The sequence below is a fragment of the Pseudomonas sp. COR18 genome, assembly GCF_048568395.1.
Taxonomy (GTDB): domain Bacteria; phylum Pseudomonadota; class Gammaproteobacteria; order Pseudomonadales; family Pseudomonadaceae; genus Aquipseudomonas; species Aquipseudomonas fuscovaginae_B.
In genome coordinates this window covers 1,944,396-1,963,659 of the sequence record NZ_CP183808.1, presented here as the reverse complement: position 1 = coordinate 1,963,659, position 19,264 = coordinate 1,944,396, and the positions used below count along the sequence as shown (strand labels likewise).

Below are 19,264 nucleotides of genomic sequence, written 5' to 3'. Positions count from 1 at the left end.
TTTTTATTATTGATCCTTAAAGGAGTGCGGCACATGTCAAAAGGGCATACGCTACAAGACCCTTACTTGAATACCTTGCGTAAAGAGAGAGTCCCGGTTTCCATCTATCTGGTCAACGGGATCAAGCTGCAGGGTACGGTCGAGTCCTTCGACCAGTTCGTGATTCTGTTGAAGAACACCGTCAGCCAGATGGTCTACAAACACGCTATCTCGACAGTGGTGCCGAGTCGTCCCATTCGCCTGCCTAACGCCAGCGATTCCGAAAATGGCGGCGCTGAGCCAGGTAACGCCTGATAGGAGTCTCCTTTGTTCTTTGAGCGCCACGGTGGTGGTGAGCGGACCATTCTCGTTCACTTGGAAGGTCAGGACCCTGAGGCGCGCGAAGATCCGCAGGAGTTTCAGGAGTTGGCATCATCGGCTGGCGCCGAGACCGTCGCGCTGTTCAGCGTGCCGCGTCATCGGCCAACCGCCAAGTATCTGATTGGCACTGGCAAGGTCGAGGAACTTCGCGACCTGGTCAAGGCCGAGCAGATCGATATCGTGATATTCAATCACGTCCTCACGCCCAGTCAGGAACGTAACCTCGAACGAGCTTTCGAGTGTCGCGTGCTTGATCGCACGGGCCTGATTCTCGATATTTTCGCCCAGCGCGCACGTACCCATGAAGGCAAGCTCCAGGTCGAACTGGCCCAGCTCGAGCACATGAGCACGCGGCTGGTGCGCGGCTGGACCCACCTTGAGCGGCAGAAGGGTGGTATCGGCCTGCGCGGTCCTGGTGAAACCCAGCTGGAAACCGACCGGCGCCTGTTGCGCGTCCGTCTGCGGCAGATCAAGGGTCGCCTGGAAAAGGTGCGCAGCCAGCGCGAGCAGTCCCGTCGCGGGCGCAAGCGCGCCGACATCCCGACCGTCTCGCTGGTCGGCTACACCAACGCCGGCAAATCCACGCTGTTCAACGCGGTCACCGCTTCCGAGGTGTATGCCGCCGACCAGTTGTTCGCCACCCTCGACCCGACCTTGCGCCGTCTCGACCTGGATGACCTGGGGCCGATCGTGCTGGCCGACACCGTGGGCTTCATCCGCCACCTGCCACACAACCTGGTCGAGGCATTTCGCGCTACGCTCGAGGAATCGAGCAACTCCGATCTGCTGCTGCACGTGATCGACGCCGCGGAGCCGGACCGGATGCTGCAGATCGAGCAGGTGATGGTGGTGCTGGGCGAGATCGGTGCCCAGGACTTGCCGATCCTCGAGGTCTATAACAAACTCGATCTGCTCGAGGGGGTCGAGCCGCAGATCCAGCGTGGCGAGGATGGCAAGCCGCAGCGGGTCTGGCTTTCGGCCCGCGACGGCGTGGGCCTGGAACTGCTCGAGCAGGCGATTGCCGAGTTGCTGGGCAACGATTTGTTCGTCGGCACCTTGCGCTTGCCACAGCGTTTTGCTCGACTGCGTGCACAGTTCTTCGAGTTGGGGGCGGTTCAGAAGGAAGAGCACGACGAAGAGGGTGCCTGTCTCCTGTCGATTCGCCTGCCCATGGCCGAGTTCAATCGGGTGGTCTCGCGCGAAGGCATGAAGCCGCCTGAGTTTATCGAACAACACACTTTGCAATAAAAGCCTGACAAAGCGGTTGTGCTGCTGTCGCAGGCATTCTGTAGCATTGGTCGGCGCGCCGTGGGTGCGTCTTTGCTTTATCAGATGGAGAGCGCTATGGCTTGGAATGAGCCGGGTGGCAACTCGAACAATCAGGATCCCTGGGGTGGCAAGCGTCGTAACAACGGCGACCGCAAGGGGCCTCCGGATCTCGACGAGGCCTTCCGCAAGCTGCAGGAAAGCCTGAATGGGTTGTTCGGTGGCGGAAAGAAACGCGGTGACGACGGGGGTGGATCGGGCGGCAATGGCGGTGGTTTCGGCCTGCTGGGCCTCGGTCTCGTCGTGCTGGCGGCTGTCTGGCTGTACAGCGCCGTGTATGTCGTCGACGAGCAGGAGCAGGCCGTGGTGCTGCGTTTCGGCAAGTACTACGAGACGGTCGGTCCGGGCCTGAACATCTATTTCCCGCCGATCGACAAGAAGTACATGGAGAACGTCACGCGTGAGCGTGCCTACACCAAGCAGGGGCAGATGCTGACCGAAGACGAGAACATCGTCGAGGTGCCGCTGACCGTGCAATACAAGATCACCAACCTGCAGGATTTCGTGCTGAACGTCGATCAGCCGGAAATCAGCCTGCAGCAGGCTACCGACAGTGCCCTGCGCCATGTGGTGGGTTCTACCGCCATGGATCAGGTGCTGACCGAAGGTCGTGAGCAGATGGCCAGCGAGATCAAGGAGCGCCTGCAGCGTTTCCTCGATACCTATCGCACCGGTATCACCGTGACTCAGGTCAACGTGCAGAGCGCCGCGGCGCCGCGTGAAGTCCAGGAAGCCTTCGATGACGTGATCCGTGCCCGTGAGGACGAGCAACGTTCGCGCAACCAGGCCGAAGGCTACGCCAATGGCGTGGTGCCAGAGGCCCGTGGTCAGGCCCAGCGCATCATCGAGGATGCCAATGGTTACCGCGACGAGGTGATCTCCCGCGCCAAGGGTGAGGCCGACCGCTTCACCAAGCTGGTCGCCGAGTACCGCAAGGCACCGGAAGTCACTCGCCAGCGCCTGTACCTGGACACCATGCAGGAAGTCTTCAGCAACACCAGCAAGGTGCTCGTGACCGGCAACAAGAATGGCCAGAACAACCTGCTTTACCTGCCGTTGGACAAGATGATCCAGAACAGCCCGGCCAGCAGTTCGCCGGTCACCGGTTCGGCCGCTGCCAGCAGCAATACGGACGCCGTGCCGCATATCACAGAGCTGCCGCAAACGCGCACTAGGGAGAGCCGCTGATGAGCAATAAATCGCTGATCGCCCTGATTGTTGGCGTCATTGTGGTGCTGGCTGGCTGGAACTGCTTCTACATCGTGCTGCAGACCGAACGTGCCGTACTGCTGCAGTTCGGTCGCGTGGTGCAGACGGATGTCCAGCCCGGTCTTCACGTGAAGGTTCCCTATGTCAACCAGGTGCGCAAGTTCGATGCCCGCCTGATGACCCTGGATGCCCCGACCCAGCGTTTCCTGACGCTGGAGAAGAAGGCCGTGATGGTCGATGCCTACGCCAAGTGGCGGGTCAAGGACGCCGAGCGCTTCTACACCGCGACTTCCGGCCTCAAGCAGATCGCCGACGAGCGTCTGTCGCGCCGCCTGGAGTCCGGGCTGCGTGACCAGTTCGGTAAGCGTACCCTGCATGAGGTGGTCTCCGGCGAGCGCGACGCGCTGATGGCGGACATTACCGCTTCGCTGAACAAGATGGCCGAGAAGGAACTGGGTATCGAGGTGATCGATGTCCGGGTCAAGGCCATCGACCTGCCGAAGGAAGTGAACCGCAGTGTGTTCGAGCGCATGAGCACCGAGCGTGAACGCGAGGCTCGTGAACACCGTGCCAAGGGTAACGAGCTGGCTGAAGGTATTCGTGCCGACGCCGATCGTCAGCGTCGCGTGCTGCTGGCCGAGGCCTATCGTCAGTCCGAGGAGACTCGCGGTGACGGTGATGCCCAGGCCGCTGCCATCTATTCCAAGGCCTACGGCCAGGACCAGGAGTTCTATGCGTTCTATCGCAGCCTGCGCGCCTACCGTGAGAGCTTTGCGAACAAGAGTGACGTGATGGTGCTGGATCCGAGCAGCGACTTTTTCCATTATCTGGAAAAAGCCAAGCCCTGATCCGTCGCGCATCTACACACCCGCCGGGCGGCTAAAACGCCTGGCGGGGTGATCCTTTCGGAAAACGGGTGTATGATGCGGCAGCCGGGAAATTCCCGGCTTTTTTGCGTCTGCATGTTTGATTAACGGCAGATGGGTGGAAAACGGGTTGATCGACCCGACAGGTTTTTCGAGGAAAGTGGTAGGCGAAGCCGGTTTCGGCTGTTTCGTCGCGCCTTGCTTGCGCGTGCGTTAACCATTTTCTGCTTCACTCAAGGCTTGCCTGTGGGCTGGCCGCCCGGATCATGGGGGAAAGGCGTAATGGCAACGGTAGACCGCTGGCTCTTGCCAGATGGCATCGAAGAAGTACTGCCACCTGAAGCGGCGCGCATCGAAGTGGCGCGTCGCCAGGTGTTGGATCTGTTCCAGAGCTGGGGCTATGAGTTCGTTGTCACCCCACATATCGAGTACCTGGAGTCCTTGCTGACCGGCGCCGGCCAGGATCTGGACCTGCGTACCTTCAAGGTCGTCGACCCGCAGTCCGGGCGGCAGATGGGCTTCCGTGCCGATATCACGCCGCAGGTGGCGCGTATCGACGCCCACACCCTGCGCCGTGCCGGCCCGAGCCGGCTGTGCTACGCCGGCAGCGTGCTGCATGCGCAGCCGCGGGCGCTGTCGACTTCGCGCAGCCCGATCCAGCTGGGCGCCGAGCTTTACGGCGATGCCAGCCCGAGCAGCGACGTCGAGGTCATCAGCCTGATGCTGGCGATGCTGCAACTGGCCGATGTGCCGGATGTGCACATGGACCTCGGGCATGTCGGTATCTACCGCGGCCTGGCCCGTGCAGCCGGCCTGTCCGGGGAGGTCGAGCAGCAGTTGTTCGATGCCCTGCAGCGCAAGGCCATCGACGAGGTGATCGACCTTACCGACGGCCTGCAGCCGGACCTGGCGGCTATGCTGCGTTCACTGGTCGACCTGTGTGGCGGTCGCGAAGTGCTGGCGGCGGCGCGGGTGCGCCTGGCAGGGGCTCCGGCTCCGGTCATGGCGGCGCTGGACGACCTGCTGGCGATCGCCGAGCGCCTGTCCGTGCGTTTCCCGGACCTGCCGCTGTACTTCGACCTGGGCGAGCTGCGTGGCTACCACTACCACACCGGTGTGGTGTTCGCCGTGTTCGTTCCGGGTGTCGGGCAAGCCATTGCCCAGGGCGGTCGTTACGACGATATCGGCGCGGACTTCGGTCGGGCCCGTCCGGCAACCGGCTTCTCCACCGATTTGAAAACCCTGGTGACCCTGGGGCGTGCTGATGTCGAGCTACCGTCTGGCGGTATCTGGATGCCTGACAGTGCGGATGCGGCTCTCTGGCAGAAGGTCTGCCAATTGCGCGGCGAGGGTCAGCGTGTCGTTCAGGCATTGCCTGGACAACCTTTGGCCGCTGCCCGCGAAGCGGACTGCGACCGGCAATTGATGCTGCAGAACGGGCTTTGGCAAGTATTGCCGCTGGTTTCTTGAGTTTTCCCGCCGGCGGCTGCCGGCACCAAGTTTGCGCGAATGAGGACAAGTGTTATGGGTAAGAATGTCGTAGTCCTGGGCACCCAGTGGGGTGATGAGGGCAAAGGCAAGATCGTCGATCTGCTGACCGAACATGCTGCCGCCGTAGTGCGCTATCAGGGTGGCCACAATGCGGGTCACACCCTGGTGATCGACGGCGAGAAAACCGTCTTGCACCTGATCCCGTCTGGCGTGCTGCGCGAAGGCGTGCAGTGCCTGATCGGCAACGGCGTGGTGGTTGCACCGGACGCCCTGCTGCGGGAAATCACCAAGCTGGAAGAGAAAGGCGTGCCGGTGCGCGATCGCCTGCGTATCAGCCCGTCCTGCCCGCTGATCCTGTCCTACCACGTCGCCCTGGACCAGGCTCGCGAGAAAGCCCGTGGCGAACAGAAGATCGGTACGACCGGTCGTGGTATCGGCCCGGCCTACGAAGACAAGGTTGCCCGTCGTGGCCTGCGTATCGGCGATCTGTTCCATCGCGAGCGTTTTGCCGCGAAACTGGGCGAATTGCTGGACTACCACAACTTCGTGCTGGTCAATTACTACAAGGAACCGGCCATCGACTTCCAGAAGACTCTGGACGAGTGCATGGAGTACGCCGAGCTGCTCAAGCCGATGATGCTCGACGTCACCGCCGAGCTGCACAGCCTGCGTCGCGAGGGCAAGGACATCATGTTCGAAGGCGCCCAGGGTTCGCTGCTGGACATCGACCACGGTACCTACCCGTACGTCACCAGCTCCAACACCACTGCTGGCGGCATCGCCACCGGTTCCGGCGTGGGCCCGATGTACCTCGACTACATCCTGGGTATCACCAAGGCCTACACCACCCGCGTCGGTTCCGGTCCGTTCCCGACCGAACTGTTCGATGACGTCGGTGCCTTCCTGGCCAAGCGTGGTCACGAATTTGGCGCTACCACCGGTCGTGCCCGTCGTTGTGGCTGGTTCGACGCCGTCATCCTGCGTCGTGCCATCGACGTCAACAGCATTTCGGGCCTGTGCCTGACCAAGCTGGACGTTCTGGACGGCCTGGAGACCATCAATATCTGCGTGGGCTACAAGAACGAAAACGGTGCGGTCATCGACGCGCCAACCGATGCTGACAGCTACATCGGCCTGGAGCCGGTCTACGAGCAGATGCCAGGTTGGAGCGAATCGACCCTGGGCGCCAAGACCCTGGAAGAGTTGCCGGCGGCTGCCCGTGCCTACATCAAGCGTATCGAAGAGCTGGTCGGCGCGCCGATCGACATTATTTCGACAGGTCCGGACCGCAACGAAACCATCGTCCTGCGTCATCCATTCGCCTGATAAGTCGTTGATGTAAATCAATAAGGGCCCCTTCTGGGGCCCTTTGTCGTTTCTGTCGGTTGTGCGGCACGACCCTTGCTGGGATTATCTTCTAAAAAAGTGTGCCATCAGATTAATGGCGCCCACGTGGAGGAGTCTTCGGTGTCGGCCATTCTCTCGCTGTTACAGAGTCGTTTGCTGCGGCCTGTGTTCATTACCCTGGGTATCGCCCTTTTGGTGCAGGTGCTGGTGGCGGTCGCCCTGACCCGAAGCACGGTCACGGCGCTCGAGGCCGATCTCGGCAGTCGTCTGGGTGTCGACAGTCAGAAACTCTCCGCTGAGCTGGAGCAGGCCGGCAGGGAAGTGACATCGAGCCTCGATAGTCTTTCTGCCAGTACGCGTCAGCGGCTGACGGCCGGCCTTTCTGCACGCTTGAAGGATGAGCAGGGGCAACTGCGGGCGACTCTGGAGAAGGATCTGAAGGATTCGGCCAACGACATGGCGCAATTGCTCGCCTCGGTCGCCCCGCGAGCCATGTGGGACAGCGATGTGCCCACGCTTTCCGAATTCGCCCGGCGCGCCCAGCGCAATCCGAACGTGCTGTTCGTGGTGTACGACGACGCCAATGGCGAGCATCTGACCCGTTATCTGAATCGGGAGAATCCGATCAACAAGGCGCTGCTGGAGAAGGGGCAGGGTGAGCGGGCGATGGACAAGCTGCTCAATGCGGCGAAGAACGACCCTTCGGTCTACTACCTCGAGGCCTCGATCAGCCCCAATGGCGTGGAAATCGGCAAGGTCTTGATGGGGGTGTCGACCGCATCGGTGGATGCCGACCTGAAGGCTCTGGACCAGCGTTTCTCTGCCCTGATCGCCAGCAGCGACCAGTTGGTCGGCGACAGCCTCAAGGGCGCCGCCGCCGACAGCTCGACGGCGATGCGGGCGCGTCTGCAGTCGGCGCAGGCGACGGCTACGCAGATGCAGGCCAATACCGCCGGTGCGGTCCAGGATGCGGCACAGGCCTTGCGCTGGCGGATTGGTCTGGGGCTGGCGCTGGTTGGCCTGGGCGTGTTGCTGCTGTTGGCCGTGGTGCTGGGGCGCCGGGTGGTCAGCAAGCTGCATCTGCTGATCGCGGCGCTCAATGACCTGGCGGCGGGCGAGGGCGATCTGACCAAGCGTGTACCGCTCGACAGCAATGACGAGATCGGTCACATGGCTTCGGCGGTCAACCGCTTCGTCGACAAACTCCAGCCGATCGTGCGCGAGGCGGGGGATGTGGCCCAGCGCACCGGTGTCGAGATCGGCGCGATGAGCTTGCGCAATGCCGGTGCCGACAAGGCGGCCGAATTGCAGCGTGATGAGGTGGAGCAGAGCCTGCGGGCCCTGGAGCGCATGGCGGACGAGGCGCAATCGGAAAGCCAGGCGATGCAGGCGGCGCTCCAGCAGGTGGTCGATATTCGTCAGGCTACCGACGAGAACACCCGGACTTCGGCTCAGGTTGGCGGTCTGATCGAGGCCCTGGCGGTGCAGGTCGACACCGGCTCCAAGGTGATCGAGCGCCTGGCCCAGCAGAGTGAGCAGATCGAGGTGGTGCTCACGGTGATCCATGGCATTGCCGAGCAGACCAATCTGCTGGCCCTGAATGCCGCGATCGAGGCCGCGCGGGCCGGCGAGACCGGACGCGGCTTCGCGGTGGTGGCCGATGAAGTGCGGGCGCTGGCGAGCAAGACCCAGAGTTCCACGGGGGACATTCAGGCGCATATCGGTGCCCTGCAGCAAGGTGCGCGCGAGGCGGTGGCTGCGATCGGCCAGGCCGGCCGTCAGGCGAACGAGGGCCTGGCGGTGCTGCGTAACAGCGTCAAGCTGCAGCAGACGGTGCAGACCGCGGTCGAGCAGGTGCATGCGGCGATCGGCCTGGCGACCCAGGCGGCGGCGCAGCAGGCTGAAGGAGCGCATGCCGTGCGTGGGCGGGTCGAGGTGATTCATGCCCAGGCCGAGCGCGCGGCGCAGGCGGTGGTGGAGACCACGGCCAGCGGCAAGGTGCTCGACGGTCTGGCGGCGCAACTGAAGGCGAGCCTGGGGCAGTTCCGGGCCTGATGGGATGGGGCCCTGCTGGCCTCTTCGTGGATAAACCGGGGCGCCGGCTCCCCCGGTTTATCCACGAAGAGGCTGGCCCGGGCGTCGCCACTCCAGAGGGAGGCAGTCATTTTCCGAAAGCCGGAAACGCAAAAACCCGCTTTCGCGGGTTTCTGGAGAGCTTCAGAAGTTCTGAAGCTTTGAAATTGGTGCCCAGGAGAAGACTCGAACTTCCACGACCTTTCGGTCACCAGCACCTGAAGCTGGCGTGTCTACCAATTTCACCACCTGGGCATCTTCAGCGTTGTCGCTGTTGATGTCGCGCACTATACGGACACTGTTTTGATCTGTAAACCCCTGTTTTGCTTTTAATAAATCATTTTTTCTCGACAGGGGTGGGTGGGGGCTTTTCTATCTTGGGGGTGTCGCGAAATATCGACTGTCCTGCAGTTACCACCGGCAGGCCGGCTTCCACGGAGGCGTGTTTCGGGGAAGGATATTTTTGCTGGACCAGAAACGCAAAAACCCGCTTTCGCGGGTTTCTGGAGAACTTCAGAATTTCTGAAGTTTGAAATTGGTGCCCAGGAGAAGACTCGAACTTCCACGACCTTTCGGTCACCAGCACCTGAAGCTGGCGTGTCTACCAATTTCACCACCTGGGCAGTATCTTCAACGTCTGCGTTGTCGATGGCGCGCACTATACGGAGCCTCTCAGGGGCTGTAAACCCCTGCAGGCAAAAAAATGCAAAAAATCTCTCAAGCGCTCTGCAATAACGTCTGGCGCTGCTGGCAAAGGGATTTTCTGGCGCCATCCGCGCCTGAAATTTCCCGTTTCAATACGCGTATGCCAAACTAACCGGGCATATAGACAAGGTGAAATTTATCTAATGGCCGATTGGCAGTCCCTCGATCCCGAGGCCGCTCGTGAAGCGGAAAAATACGAAAACCCTATTCCCAGCCGTGAGTTGATCCTGGCGCATCTGTCCGAGCGCGGGTCGCCGGCCAGTCGCGAGCAACTGGTGGAAGAGTTCGGTCTGAATACCGAAGACCAGGTGGAGGCTCTGCGCCGCCGCCTGCGCGCCATGGAGCGCGATGCTCAACTGATTTATACCCGTCGTGGCACCTACGCCCCGGTGGACAAGCTGGACCTGATCCTCGGCCGCATCGCCGGCCATCGGGACGGTTTCGGCTTCCTGATCCCCGACGACGGCAGCGAAGACCTGTTCATGAGTCCCGCGCAGATGCGCCTGGTATTCGACGGCGACCGTGCCCTGGCGCGGGTGTCCGGCGTGGACCGGCGTGGCCGTCGAGAAGGCGTGATCGTCGAGGTGGTGTCCCGTGCCCACGAGACCATCGTCGGTCGCTACTTCGAGGAGGGCGGCATCGGCTTCGTGGTGGCCGACAACCCGAAGATCCAGCAGGAAGTGCTGGTCACCCCGGGCCGTAACGCCAACGCGCAGATCGGGCAGTTCGTCGCGGTGAAGATCACCCACTGGCCAACGCCGCGCTTCCAGCCCCAGGGCGATGTGGTCGAAGTGGTCGGTAACTACATGGCTCCCGGCATGGAAATCGACGTTGCCCTGCGCACTTACGATATTCCCCATGTCTGGCCCGAGGCGGTGGTCAAGGAAGCGCGCAAGCTCAAGCCGGAAGTCGAGGAGAAGGACAAGGAGAAGCGTGTCGACCTGCGCGACCTGCCGTTCGTCACCATCGACGGCGAGGACGCCCGCGACTTCGATGACGCGGTCTACTGCGAGGCGATTCCGGGCAAGCTGCGGTTGTTCTCCGGTGGCTGGAAGCTGTACGTGGCGATCGCCGACGTTTCCAGCTACGTGAAAGTCGGCTCGGCGCTGGACGCCGAGGCCCAGGTGCGCGGCAACTCGGTGTACTTCCCCGAGCGCGTGGTGCCGATGCTGCCGGAAGAGCTCTCCAACGGCCTGTGCTCGTTGAACCCGCATGTCGATCGCCTGGCGATGGTCTGCGAAATGACCATCTCGAAAAAGGGCGAGATGACCGACTACGTGTTCTACGAGGCGGTGATCCACTCCCATGCGCGCCTGACCTACAACAAGGTCAGCACCATCCTGGAGCAGCCGAAGACCGCCGAGGCCAAGCGTCTGCGTGCCCAGTACGGAGAAGTGGTGCCAGACCTCAAGCAGCTCTACGCGCTGTACAAGGTCCTGCTGGCGGCCCGTCATACCCGTGGCGCGATCGATTTCGAAACCCAGGAGACCCGGATCATCTTCGGCTCCGAGCGCAAGATTGCCGAGATCCGTCCGACCACCCGCAATGATGCGCACAAGCTGATCGAGGAATGCATGCTGGCGGCCAACGTCGCCACCGCCGAGTTCCTCCAGAAGCACGAGATTCCGGCCCTGTACCGGGTGCACGATGGTCCGCCGCCGGAGCGCCTGGAGAAGTTGCGGGCATTCCTCGGCGAACTGGGCCTGTCGCTGCACAAGGGCAAGGAAGGGCCGACGCCGAAGGACTACCAGGCCCTGCTGGCCAGTATCCAGAACCGCCCGGATTTCCACCTGATCCAGACCGTGATGCTGCGCTCCCTGAGCCAGGCGGTGTACAGCGCCGAGAACGATGGCCACTTCGGCCTGAATTACGAGGCCTACACCCACTTCACGTCGCCGATCCGTCGCTATCCGGACCTGCTGACGCACCGGGCGATCCGCAGCGTGATCCATTCGAAGCAGAACACCCCGCATGTACGTCGTGCCGGGGCGATGAGCATTCCGAAGGCGCGCATCTATCCGTACGACGAAGCGGCGCTGGAGCAGTTGGGCGAGCAGTGCTCGATGAGCGAGCGCCGTGCCGACGAAGCCACCCGCGACGTGGTGAACTGGCTCAAGTGCGAGTTCATGAAGGACCGCGTGGGCGAATCGTTCCCGGGCGTGGTCACCGCGGTGACCGGTTTCGGCCTGTTCGTCGAGCTGACCGACATCTACGTCGAGGGGCTGGTGCACGTCACCGCCTTGCCGGGCGACTACTACCACTTCGATCCGGTGCACCATCGCCTGTCGGGCGAGCGCACCGGTCGCAGCTTCCGCCTCGGTGATACGGTCGAGGTCAAGGTCATGCGCGTCGACCTCGACGAGCGCAAGATCGACTTCGAGATGGCCGAGAAAACCCTGTCGGCTCCGGTTGGGCGCAGCACTGGCAAGAAGCGTGGGGCCGAAGCCGCCCCGGCGCCGGTGGTCGAGCAGGCTGCCGAGCCGGCCCGGGCTTCCCGTCGCAGTGCCGAGAAGAAGTCCGGCGACGCCTACCGCTCCAGCGATGCCGCGGCGAAGAACGCCGAGGTGCGCAAGAGTCGCGAGATGAAGAAGGCGTTGCTGGCCGAGGCGAAGACTGGCGGCAAGCCCAAGGTTGAGAGCAAGGCCGGTCGGGGTGGCTCTTCGGAAAAGCCGAGCAAACACCGCAAGGGGCCGTCGAAGAACGGTCCGGCACGTAAATCCAAGGGCAAGTCATGAGTCAGCTGGAAAAGATCTACGGCGTGCATGCCGTGGAGGCGCTGCTGCGTCATCACCCCAAGCGCGTCAAGCAGATCTGGCTGGCGGAAGGCCGCAGCGATCCGCGGGTTCAGCCCCTGTTGCAGTTGGCGGGCGAGAACCGCGTAGCGGTCGGCCAGGCCGAGCGCCGCGAGATGGATGCCTGGGTCGAGGGCGTGCACCAGGGTGTAGTGGCGGAGGTCAGTCCGAGCCAGGTCTGGGGTGAGGCGATGCTCGACGAGCTGCTCGATCGCACCGAAGGCGCGCCGCTGATCCTGGTGCTCGATGGCGTGACCGACCCGCACAACCTCGGCGCCTGCCTGCGCACCGCCGATGCGGCCGGTGCGCTGGCGGTGGTGGTGCCCAAGGACAAGTCGGCAACCCTGACGCCGGCGGTGCGCAAGGTGGCCTGTGGCGCCGCGGAAGTGATTCCGCTGGTGGCCGTGACCAACCTCGCGCGCACCCTGGAAAAGCTTCAGCAGCGCGGTCTGTGGGTTGTCGGTACGGCGGGCGAAGCCGAGCAGGAACTGTACCAGCAGGACCTGACCGGCCCGACCATCCTGGTCATGGGCGCCGAAGGCAAGGGCATGCGCCGCCTGACCCGCGAACATTGCGATTTCCTGGTGAAGTTGCCGATGGCGGGCAGCGTCAGCAGTCTCAACGTCTCCGTGGCCACCGGGGTGTGCCTGTTCGAGGCGATGCGCCAGCGTAGCGTCAAGGCCGCCGCCAAGAAGGCCTGACCCGGGGCAGCCGACTGGCTGGCGATGAACGATCGGCCAATACCGCGTCGACACCATCGCCAGCAAGCCGGCTCCCACTGCTGAATCTGTTCAAATAATCACCAATTGCCTTGCGCCCCACGCGCCCCTTCTCTACAATTGCGCCCCTTGCCGTGATGGCTGGCGCATTTGTGCCTACTCCAAGGCAAGACACACCAGTGTCATTCACTCCTTGTCTGACCGCTTTTGAGTGGCAGGCTACAACCCGTAAGGAGCATTCATGCGTCATTACGAAATTATCTTCTTGGTCCACCCGGATCAAAGCGAGCAAGTCGGCGGCATGGTTGAGCGTTACACCAAGCTGATCGAAGAAGACGGCGGCAAAATCCACCGCCTGGAAGACTGGGGCCGTCGTCAACTGGCCTACGCAATCAACAATGTTCACAAGGCTCACTACGTGATGCTGAACGTTGAGTGCACCGGCAAGGCCCTGGCCGAGCTGGAAGACAACTTCCGCTACAACGATGCTGTGATCCGTAACCTGGTCATCCGTCGTGACGAAGCCATCACTGGCCAGTCCGAGATGCTCAAGGCTGAAGAAAACCGCAGTGAGCGCCGTGAGCGTCGCGACCGTCCTGAGCACTCCGACGCTGAAGGCGTTGAGGGTGATGACAGCGACAACAGCGATAACGCTGACGAGTAATCCACGGATCTTTTGAGGAGCCTATTACATGGCACGTTTCTTCCGTCGTCGTAAATTCTGCCGCTTCACCGCTGAAGACGTGAAAGAGATCGATTACAAAGATCTCAACACTCTGAAAGCCTACGTATCCGAAACCGGCAAAATCGTTCCAAGCCGTATCACCGGTACCAAGGCTCGTTATCAGCGTCAGCTGGCTACCGCTATCAAGCGCGCCCGCTTCCTGGCCCTGCTGGCCTACACCGACAGCCACGGCCGCTGAGACCGGGTCGTCGACAGGTAGTAAAGGATTGAGTGCATGCGTGCCTTAGCTGACTTCATCATGCGGGGACGTGTGCAGGCCACGCTGGTCGTGGCCGGAGCTGCGGCATTGCCGCTGTTGTTCTGGTTGAGTGCCGCCGCCGGGAGCCTCGTGCTCCTGCGGCGCGGTTCGGACGCTTCGAGCGTCCTGGGTATCGGATTGTTGTCGGTGTTGTTGAGCTGGCACTTTTTCGGCGACCCGACAGCCCTTCTGGTGCTGCTCGGCAGTTGCAGCCTGGCGTTGGTCTTGCGCGCCGGGCATACCTGGAACCGCGTGCTGCTGTGCAGCATGGTCGTGGGATTGTTGTGTGCGATGAGCCTGGGAACCGTGTTCGGTTCCTTCATCGAGTCGCTGGCGAAGACGTTCGAACACGTCATGCCGCTGGCGATGGGTGAGGTCTACGAGAAGTTCTCGGCCGACCAGAAGGCGTTTCTCATCTCCCTGACAGTCCCGCTGATGATCATTTCGACGGCGATTTCGTTGCAGGTCTTCAGTGTGCTGTGCCTGATTCTTGGGCGCTATTGGCAAGCGTCGTTGTATAACCCTGGTGGTTTCGGTCGCGAGTTTCGCGCCATCCGACTGCCGAAGAACGTGACGCTGTCACTGCTGGCCGTCATGTGTATCGCCCCGTTTTTCGGGTTGCATGCACTGATCCTGTTGCCGCTGTGCAGCGTACCGCTGGTCTTCGCCGGCCTGGCCCTGATTCACGGGCTGGTGGCGCAGAAACGACTGGCCTCTTTCTGGCTGGTGGGGATATACGTGACGTTCTTGCCGTTCATGCACCTGCTCGGTCCGTTGCTCGTGGTATTGGCCATTGTCGACAGCCTGATTGATTTTCGCGGACGCCTGGCGTCGAAGGACCCCGGTAACGGTTCCGCGAACGGTGAAGGTTAAAAGTTAAGAGGTTATTACCAAATGGAACTGATCCTGCTGGAAAAAATCGCCAACCTGGGCAACCTGGGCGACAAAGTAAAAGTGAAGGCCGGTTACGGTCGTAACTACCTGCTGCCTTTCGGCAAAGCCACCGCTGCGACCGCTGCCAACCTGGCCGCTTTCGAAGAGCGTCGTGCCGAGCTGGAAAAAGCAGCAGCCGAGAAGAAAGCTTCGGCTGAATCGCGCGCCGCCCAACTGGCTGAGCTGGAAGTGACCATCACTGCCACCGCTGGTGACGAAGGCAAGCTGTTCGGTTCGATCGGCACCCACGACATCGCTGATGCCCTGACCGCCTCCGGCGTCGAAGTGGCCAAGAGCGAAGTGCGTCTGCCGAACGGCACCATCCGCAACGTGGGTGAATTCGACGTCGCCGTGCACCTGCACGCCGAAGTTGAAGCAACCGTACGCGTTGTTGTGGTGGCTGCCTAAGCAGCACTCGATCGTCTGGCGGCTTGCCCGCCAGCCGGTTAACATCGGGCACGACTCTGTTCATTCAGGTCGTGCCCTTTGTTTTTTGGCTCCAACCAACTGATTCCAAGTGGCTATGAACGAAATCTCCGCTCCCGAGCAATACGATCTGCAAACCGCTGCCCTGAAGGTGCCGCCGCATTCCATCGAGGCCGAACAGGCCGTACTCGGTGGCCTGATGCTGGACAACAACGCCTGGGAGCGCGTGCTGGACCTGGTCTCGGACGGTGACTTCTATCGACATGACCACCGCCTGATTTTCCGTGCGATCGCCCGTCTGGCCGACCAGAACCTGCCGATCGACGTGGTGACCCTGGCCGAACAGCTGGACAAGGAAGGGCAGACGGCCCAGGTCGGCGGCCTCGGCTACCTCGGCGAGTTGGCAAAAAACACCCCATCGGTGGCCAACATCAAGGCCTATGCCTCGATCGTCCGCGAGCGGGCCACCCTGCGGCAACTGATCGGCATCACCAACGACATCGCCGACAGTGCCTTCAACCCCGAAGGCCGTACCGCCGAGGAAATCCTCGACGAGGCCGAGCGGCAGATCTTCCAGATCGCCGAGGCACGTCCCAAGACCGGCGGACCGGTGGGCGTCAATGAGCTGCTGACCAAGGCCATCGACCGTATCGACACCCTGTTCAACACCTCCGACGCGATCACCGGCCTGTCCACCGGCTACACCGACCTCGACGAGAAGACCAGCGGCCTGCAGCCGGCCGACCTGATCATCGTCGCCGGCCGTCCGTCGATGGGTAAGACCACCTTCGCCATGAACCTGGTGGAGAACGCCGTGTTGCGCAGCGACAAGGCGGTGCTGGTGTACTCCCTCGAGATGCCAGGCGAATCGCTGATCATGCGTATGCTGTCGTCCCTCGGCCGCATCGACCAGACCAAGGTGCGTTCCGGCCAGTTGGAAGACGACGACTGGCCGCGCCTGACCTCGGCGGTCAACCTGCTCAACGACCGCAAGCTGTTCATCGACGATACCGCAGGCATCAGCCCGTCGGAAATGCGTGCGCGGACCCGCCGCCTGGTGCGTGAGCACGGCGATATCGCGCTGATCATGATCGACTACCTGCAGCTCATGCAGATCCCGGGCTCCAGCGGCGACAACCGGACCAACGAGATTTCCGAGATCTCCCGTTCCCTCAAGGCCCTGGCCAAGGAATTCAACTGCCCGGTGGTGGCCCTGTCCCAGCTCAACCGCTCCCTGGAACAACGGCCGAACAAGCGTCCGGTGAACTCCGACTTGCGGGAATCCGGAGCGATCGAGCAGGACGCCGACGTGATCATGTTCGTGTACCGCGACGAGGTCTATCACCCGGAGACCGAGCACAAGGGCATTGCCGAAATCATCATCGGCAAGCAGCGGAACGGTCCGATCGGCTTCATCCGCCTGGCCTTCATCGGCAAGTACACCCGCTTCGAGAATCTCGCGCCGGGCAGCTACAACTTCGACGACGACGAGTAACGCCCAGTCGCCAGGCGTGCGACAGGGCAGACGCGATACGGATAAACCCGACGATTATCGTCGGGTTTGATCATTTTTTGTGCTATATTCCGCGCCCGCGATTTTTCATCTCGACACCTTTCATCTCGACATCGGTCACCGCCATGCAAGCAGCCAAGCCGTTATTTGACTATCCCAAGTACTGGGCCGAATGTTTCGGGCCAGCGCCCTTCCTGCCCATGAGCCGGGAAGAGATGGATCAGCTCGGCTGGGACTCCTGCGACGTGATCATCGTCACCGGCGATGCCTACGTCGACCATCCGTCCTTCGGCATGGCGATCATCGGCCGGCTGCTGGAAGCCCAGGGCTTCCGCGTCGGGATCATCGCCCAGCCGAACTGGCAGTCGAAAGACGACTTCATGAAGCTTGGCGAGCCGAACCTGTTCTTCGGCGTCGCGGCCGGCAACATGGACTCGATGATCAACCGCTACACCGCCGACAAGAAAATCCGCTCGGACGACGCCTATACCCCTGGCGGCGTGGCCGGCAAGCGGCCGGACCGTGCCAGCCTGGTCTACAGCCAGCGCTGCAAGGAGGCCTACAGGCACGTGCCGATCGTACTCGGCGGCATCGAGGCCTCGCTGCGCCGGATCGCCCACTACGACTACTGGCAGGACCGTGTGCGCAACTCGATCCTGATCGACGCCAGCGCCGACATCCTGCTCTACGGCAACGCCGAGCGGGCGATCGTCGAGGTCGCCCAGCGCCTGTCCTACGGTCAGAAGATCGAAGACATCACCGACGTGCGCGGCACCGCGTTCATCCGTCGCGATACCCCACAGGGCTGGTATGAAGTCGATTCCACGCGTATCGATCGGCCGGGCAAGATCGACAAGATCATCAACCCCTATGTGAACACCCAGGACACCGCGGCGTGCGCCATCGAGCAGGAAAAGGGGCCGGTTGAGGATCCGCAGGAAGCCAAGGTGGTGCAGATCCTCGCCAGTCCCAAAATGACACGCGACAAGACCGTGATCCGCCTGCCTTCGATGGAGAAGGTGCGTAACGACCCGGTGCTCTATGCCCACGCCAACCGCGTGCTGCACCTGGAAACCAACCCGGGCAACGCCCGTGCGCTGGTGCAGAAGCATGGCGAGGTGGATGTGTGGTTCAACCCGCCGCCCATTCCGATGACCACCGAGGAAATGGACTATGTGTTCGGCATGCCCTACCAGCGCATCCCGCACCCGGCCTATGGCAAGGAAAAGATCCCGGCCTACGAGATGATCCGCTTCTCGGTGAACATCATGCGTGGCTGCTTCGGTGGCTGCACCTTCTGCTCGATCACCGAGCACGAAGGGCGGATCATCCAGAACCGTTCCGAAGAGTCGATCATTCGCGAGATCGAGGAGATCCGCGACAAGGTACCGGGCTTCACCGGTGTCATCTCCGACCTCGGCGGGCCGACCGCGAACATGTACCGCATCGCCTGCAAGAGCCCGGCGATCGAGTCGGCGTGCCGCAAGCCGTCGTGCGTGTTCCCCGGTATCTGCCCGAACCTGAACACCGACCACTCGTCGCTGATTCAGCTCTACCGCAGCGCCCGTGCGTTGCCCGGGGTGAAGAAGATTCTGATCGCTTCCGGCCTGCGCTACGACCTGGCGGTCGAGTCACCCGAATACGTCAAGGAACTGGTGACCCACCACGTCGGCGGCTACCTGAAGATCGCCCCGGAGCATACCGAGGAAGGTCCGCTCAACCAGATGATGAAACCGGGCATCGGCACCTACGACCGCTTCAAGCGGATGTTCGAGAAGTTCTCGAAAGAAGCTGGCAAGGAACAGTACCTGATCCCGTACTTCATCGCCGCCCACCCGGGCACCACCGACGAAGACATGATGAACCTGGCGCTATGGCTCAAGGCCAACGGTTTCCGTGCCGACCAGGTGCAGGCGTTCTACCCGTCGCCGATGGCCAGTGCCACCGCGATGTACCATTCGGGCAAGAACCCGCTGCGCAAGGTCACCTACAAGAGCGACGCGGTGACCATCGTCAAGAGCGAGGAGCAGCGCCGGCTGCACAAGGCGTTCCTGCGCTACCACGATCCGAAGGGCTGGCCGATGCTGCGCGAGGCTCTGCTGCGCATGGGGCGTGGCGACCTGATTGGGCCGGGCAAGCACCAGTTGATCCCGCTGCACCAGCCGCAGACCGACAGCTACCAGAGCGCCCGGCGCAAGAACTCGACGCCGGCCGGCAGCCACAAGGTCGGCAAGGACAGCACGCGCATCCTCACCCAGCACACCGGCCTGCCACCGCGTGGCAGCGACGGCAGCAAGCCCTGGGACAAACGCGAGGAAGCCAAGGCCGCAGCCGCCGCACGCAACAGGCAGGCGGCCAAGGAACGCGCCGATGCGGCCAAGGGCAAGGGCAAGAAGCCAGCCCGCAAGCCGGTGGTACCGCGCTGATACAGCGTTGCACCCGACAAGACGCCAGCCCAGTGCTGGCGTTTTGCTTTCTATCGAAGAACGGGCGGGTTTGTTAAGGTTGCGGCGAATTTTCC

General features: G+C 62.2%; 15 protein-coding genes and 2 tRNA genes. 15 read left to right on the top strand and 2 right to left on the bottom strand.

The window, feature by feature from the left end; all coding sequences use genetic code 11:
• Window positions 1-33 precede the first annotated feature (33 nt).
• The 7 genes from hfq to ACM62G_RS09085 all read left to right on the top strand — a co-directional run bounded on the left by hfq (window position 34) and on the right by ACM62G_RS09085 (window position 8,654).
• On the top strand, window positions 34-294 hold the full coding sequence (gene hfq / locus ACM62G_RS09115; RefSeq protein WP_054059423.1) for an RNA chaperone Hfq: 261 nt from the start codon (window positions 34-36) through the stop codon (window positions 292-294).
• Between the two features lie 12 nt (window positions 295-306).
• On the top strand, window positions 307-1,608 hold the full coding sequence (gene hflX, locus ACM62G_RS09110) for a ribosome rescue GTPase HflX (RefSeq protein ID WP_054059424.1): 1,302 nt from the start codon (window positions 307-309) through the stop codon (window positions 1,606-1,608).
• A gap of 96 nt (window positions 1,609-1,704) precedes the next feature.
• A complete protein-coding gene (gene hflK, locus ACM62G_RS09105) occupies window positions 1,705-2,874 on the top strand; it encodes an FtsH protease activity modulator HflK (RefSeq protein WP_054059425.1) in 1,170 nt (389 codons plus the stop codon).
• Complete coding sequence (hflC, locus tag ACM62G_RS09100) at window positions 2,874-3,743, top strand: protease modulator HflC (RefSeq protein ID WP_017902074.1); 870 nt, start codon at window positions 2,874-2,876, stop codon at window positions 3,741-3,743. The genes hflK and hflC overlap by 1 nt, the downstream gene beginning before the upstream one ends.
• Window positions 3,744-4,043: 300 nt before the next feature.
• Entirely contained in the window at window positions 4,044-5,231 is a 1,188-nt protein-coding gene (locus ACM62G_RS09095; protein ID WP_419737030.1) for an ATP phosphoribosyltransferase regulatory subunit, read from the top strand.
• A gap of 54 nt (window positions 5,232-5,285) precedes the next feature.
• Window positions 5,286-6,578 (top strand): adenylosuccinate synthase, encoded by a 1,293-nt coding sequence (locus ACM62G_RS09090; RefSeq protein ID WP_054059955.1) that lies wholly within the window; start codon window positions 5,286-5,288, stop codon window positions 6,576-6,578.
• Window positions 6,579-6,719: 141 nt separating this feature from the next.
• A complete protein-coding gene (locus ACM62G_RS09085) occupies window positions 6,720-8,654 on the top strand; it encodes a methyl-accepting chemotaxis protein (RefSeq protein WP_054062142.1) in 1,935 nt (644 codons plus the stop codon).
• A 186-nt stretch (window positions 8,655-8,840) separates the two neighbouring features.
• On the opposite strand, the gene ACM62G_RS09080 is transcribed toward ACM62G_RS09085, so the two are convergent.
• Window positions 8,841-8,927, bottom strand: a tRNA-Leu gene (locus ACM62G_RS09080).
• Window positions 8,928-9,208: 281 nt separating this feature from the next.
• Window positions 9,209-9,295, bottom strand: a tRNA-Leu gene (locus ACM62G_RS09075).
• Window positions 9,296-9,520: 225 nt separating this feature from the next.
• Between ACM62G_RS09075 and rnr the strand changes: the two genes are divergently transcribed.
• The 8 genes from rnr (at window position 9,521) to ACM62G_RS09035 (ending at window position 19,169) form a co-directional block, all read left to right on the top strand.
• The gene (rnr, locus tag ACM62G_RS09070; RefSeq protein WP_054062143.1) at window positions 9,521-12,112 is read left to right on the top strand and encodes a ribonuclease R; all 2,592 of its coding nucleotides are present in this window, start codon (window positions 9,521-9,523) and stop codon (window positions 12,110-12,112) included.
• The gene (rlmB, locus tag ACM62G_RS09065) at window positions 12,109-12,870 is read left to right on the top strand and encodes a 23S rRNA (guanosine(2251)-2'-O)-methyltransferase RlmB (protein WP_017901620.1); all 762 of its coding nucleotides are present in this window, start codon (window positions 12,109-12,111) and stop codon (window positions 12,868-12,870) included. The genes rnr and rlmB overlap by 4 nt, the downstream gene beginning before the upstream one ends.
• A 259-nt stretch (window positions 12,871-13,129) precedes the next feature.
• Window positions 13,130-13,552 carry a 30S ribosomal protein S6 gene (gene rpsF, locus ACM62G_RS09060; protein WP_017901621.1) on the top strand — a complete coding sequence of 141 codons (423 nt, stop codon included), beginning with the start codon at window positions 13,130-13,132 and terminating at the stop codon, window positions 13,550-13,552.
• Window positions 13,553-13,580: 28 nt separating this feature from the next.
• A complete protein-coding gene (rpsR, locus tag ACM62G_RS09055) occupies window positions 13,581-13,811 on the top strand; it encodes a 30S ribosomal protein S18 (RefSeq protein WP_002551829.1) in 231 nt (76 codons plus the stop codon).
• Window positions 13,812-13,847: 36 nt separating this feature from the next.
• A complete protein-coding gene (locus ACM62G_RS09050) occupies window positions 13,848-14,744 on the top strand; it encodes a hypothetical protein (protein ID WP_273822113.1) in 897 nt (298 codons plus the stop codon).
• 21 nt (window positions 14,745-14,765) lie between these two features.
• Entirely contained in the window at window positions 14,766-15,212 is a 447-nt protein-coding gene (gene rplI, locus ACM62G_RS09045; protein WP_017901623.1) for a 50S ribosomal protein L9, read from the top strand.
• 115 nt (window positions 15,213-15,327) lie between these two features.
• Window positions 15,328-16,725, top strand: a complete 1,398-nt coding sequence (gene dnaB, locus ACM62G_RS09040) for a replicative DNA helicase (RefSeq protein ID WP_017901624.1) — start codon at window positions 15,328-15,330, stop codon at window positions 16,723-16,725.
• A 143-nt stretch (window positions 16,726-16,868) separates the two neighbouring features.
• Window positions 16,869-19,169 (top strand): YgiQ family radical SAM protein, encoded by a 2,301-nt coding sequence (locus ACM62G_RS09035; RefSeq protein ID WP_054062145.1) that lies wholly within the window; start codon window positions 16,869-16,871, stop codon window positions 19,167-19,169.
• Window positions 19,170-19,264: the final 95 nt, after the last annotated feature.

Bases quoted from the DNA above. Each gene is read 5' to 3' on its own strand.
- ACM62G_RS09090 (WP_054059955.1), top strand. From the start codon at position 5,286: ATGGGTAAGAATGTCGTAGTCCTGGGCACCCAGTGGGGTGATGAGGGC.
- rlmB (WP_017901620.1), top strand. From the start codon at position 12,109: ATGAGTCAGCTGGAAAAGATCTACGGCGTGCATGCCGTGGAGGCGCTG.
- rpsF (WP_017901621.1), top strand. From the start codon at position 13,130: ATGCGTCATTACGAAATTATCTTCTTGGTCCACCCGGATCAAAGCGAG.
- rplI (WP_017901623.1), top strand. From the start codon at position 14,766: ATGGAACTGATCCTGCTGGAAAAAATCGCCAACCTGGGCAACCTGGGC.
- hflK (WP_054059425.1), top strand. From the start codon at position 1,705: ATGGCTTGGAATGAGCCGGGTGGCAACTCGAACAATCAGGATCCCTGG.
- rnr (WP_054062143.1), top strand. From the start codon at position 9,521: ATGGCCGATTGGCAGTCCCTCGATCCCGAGGCCGCTCGTGAAGCGGAA.
- hflC (WP_017902074.1), top strand. From the start codon at position 2,874: ATGAGCAATAAATCGCTGATCGCCCTGATTGTTGGCGTCATTGTGGTG.
- dnaB (WP_017901624.1), top strand. From the start codon at position 15,328: ATGAACGAAATCTCCGCTCCCGAGCAATACGATCTGCAAACCGCTGCC.
- hfq (WP_054059423.1), top strand. From the start codon at position 34: ATGTCAAAAGGGCATACGCTACAAGACCCTTACTTGAATACCTTGCGT.
- ACM62G_RS09050 (WP_273822113.1), top strand. From the start codon at position 13,848: ATGCGTGCCTTAGCTGACTTCATCATGCGGGGACGTGTGCAGGCCACG.
- ACM62G_RS09035 (WP_054062145.1), top strand. From the start codon at position 16,869: ATGCAAGCAGCCAAGCCGTTATTTGACTATCCCAAGTACTGGGCCGAA.
- ACM62G_RS09095 (WP_419737030.1), top strand. From the start codon at position 4,044: ATGGCAACGGTAGACCGCTGGCTCTTGCCAGATGGCATCGAAGAAGTA.
- rpsR (WP_002551829.1), top strand. From the start codon at position 13,581: ATGGCACGTTTCTTCCGTCGTCGTAAATTCTGCCGCTTCACCGCTGAA.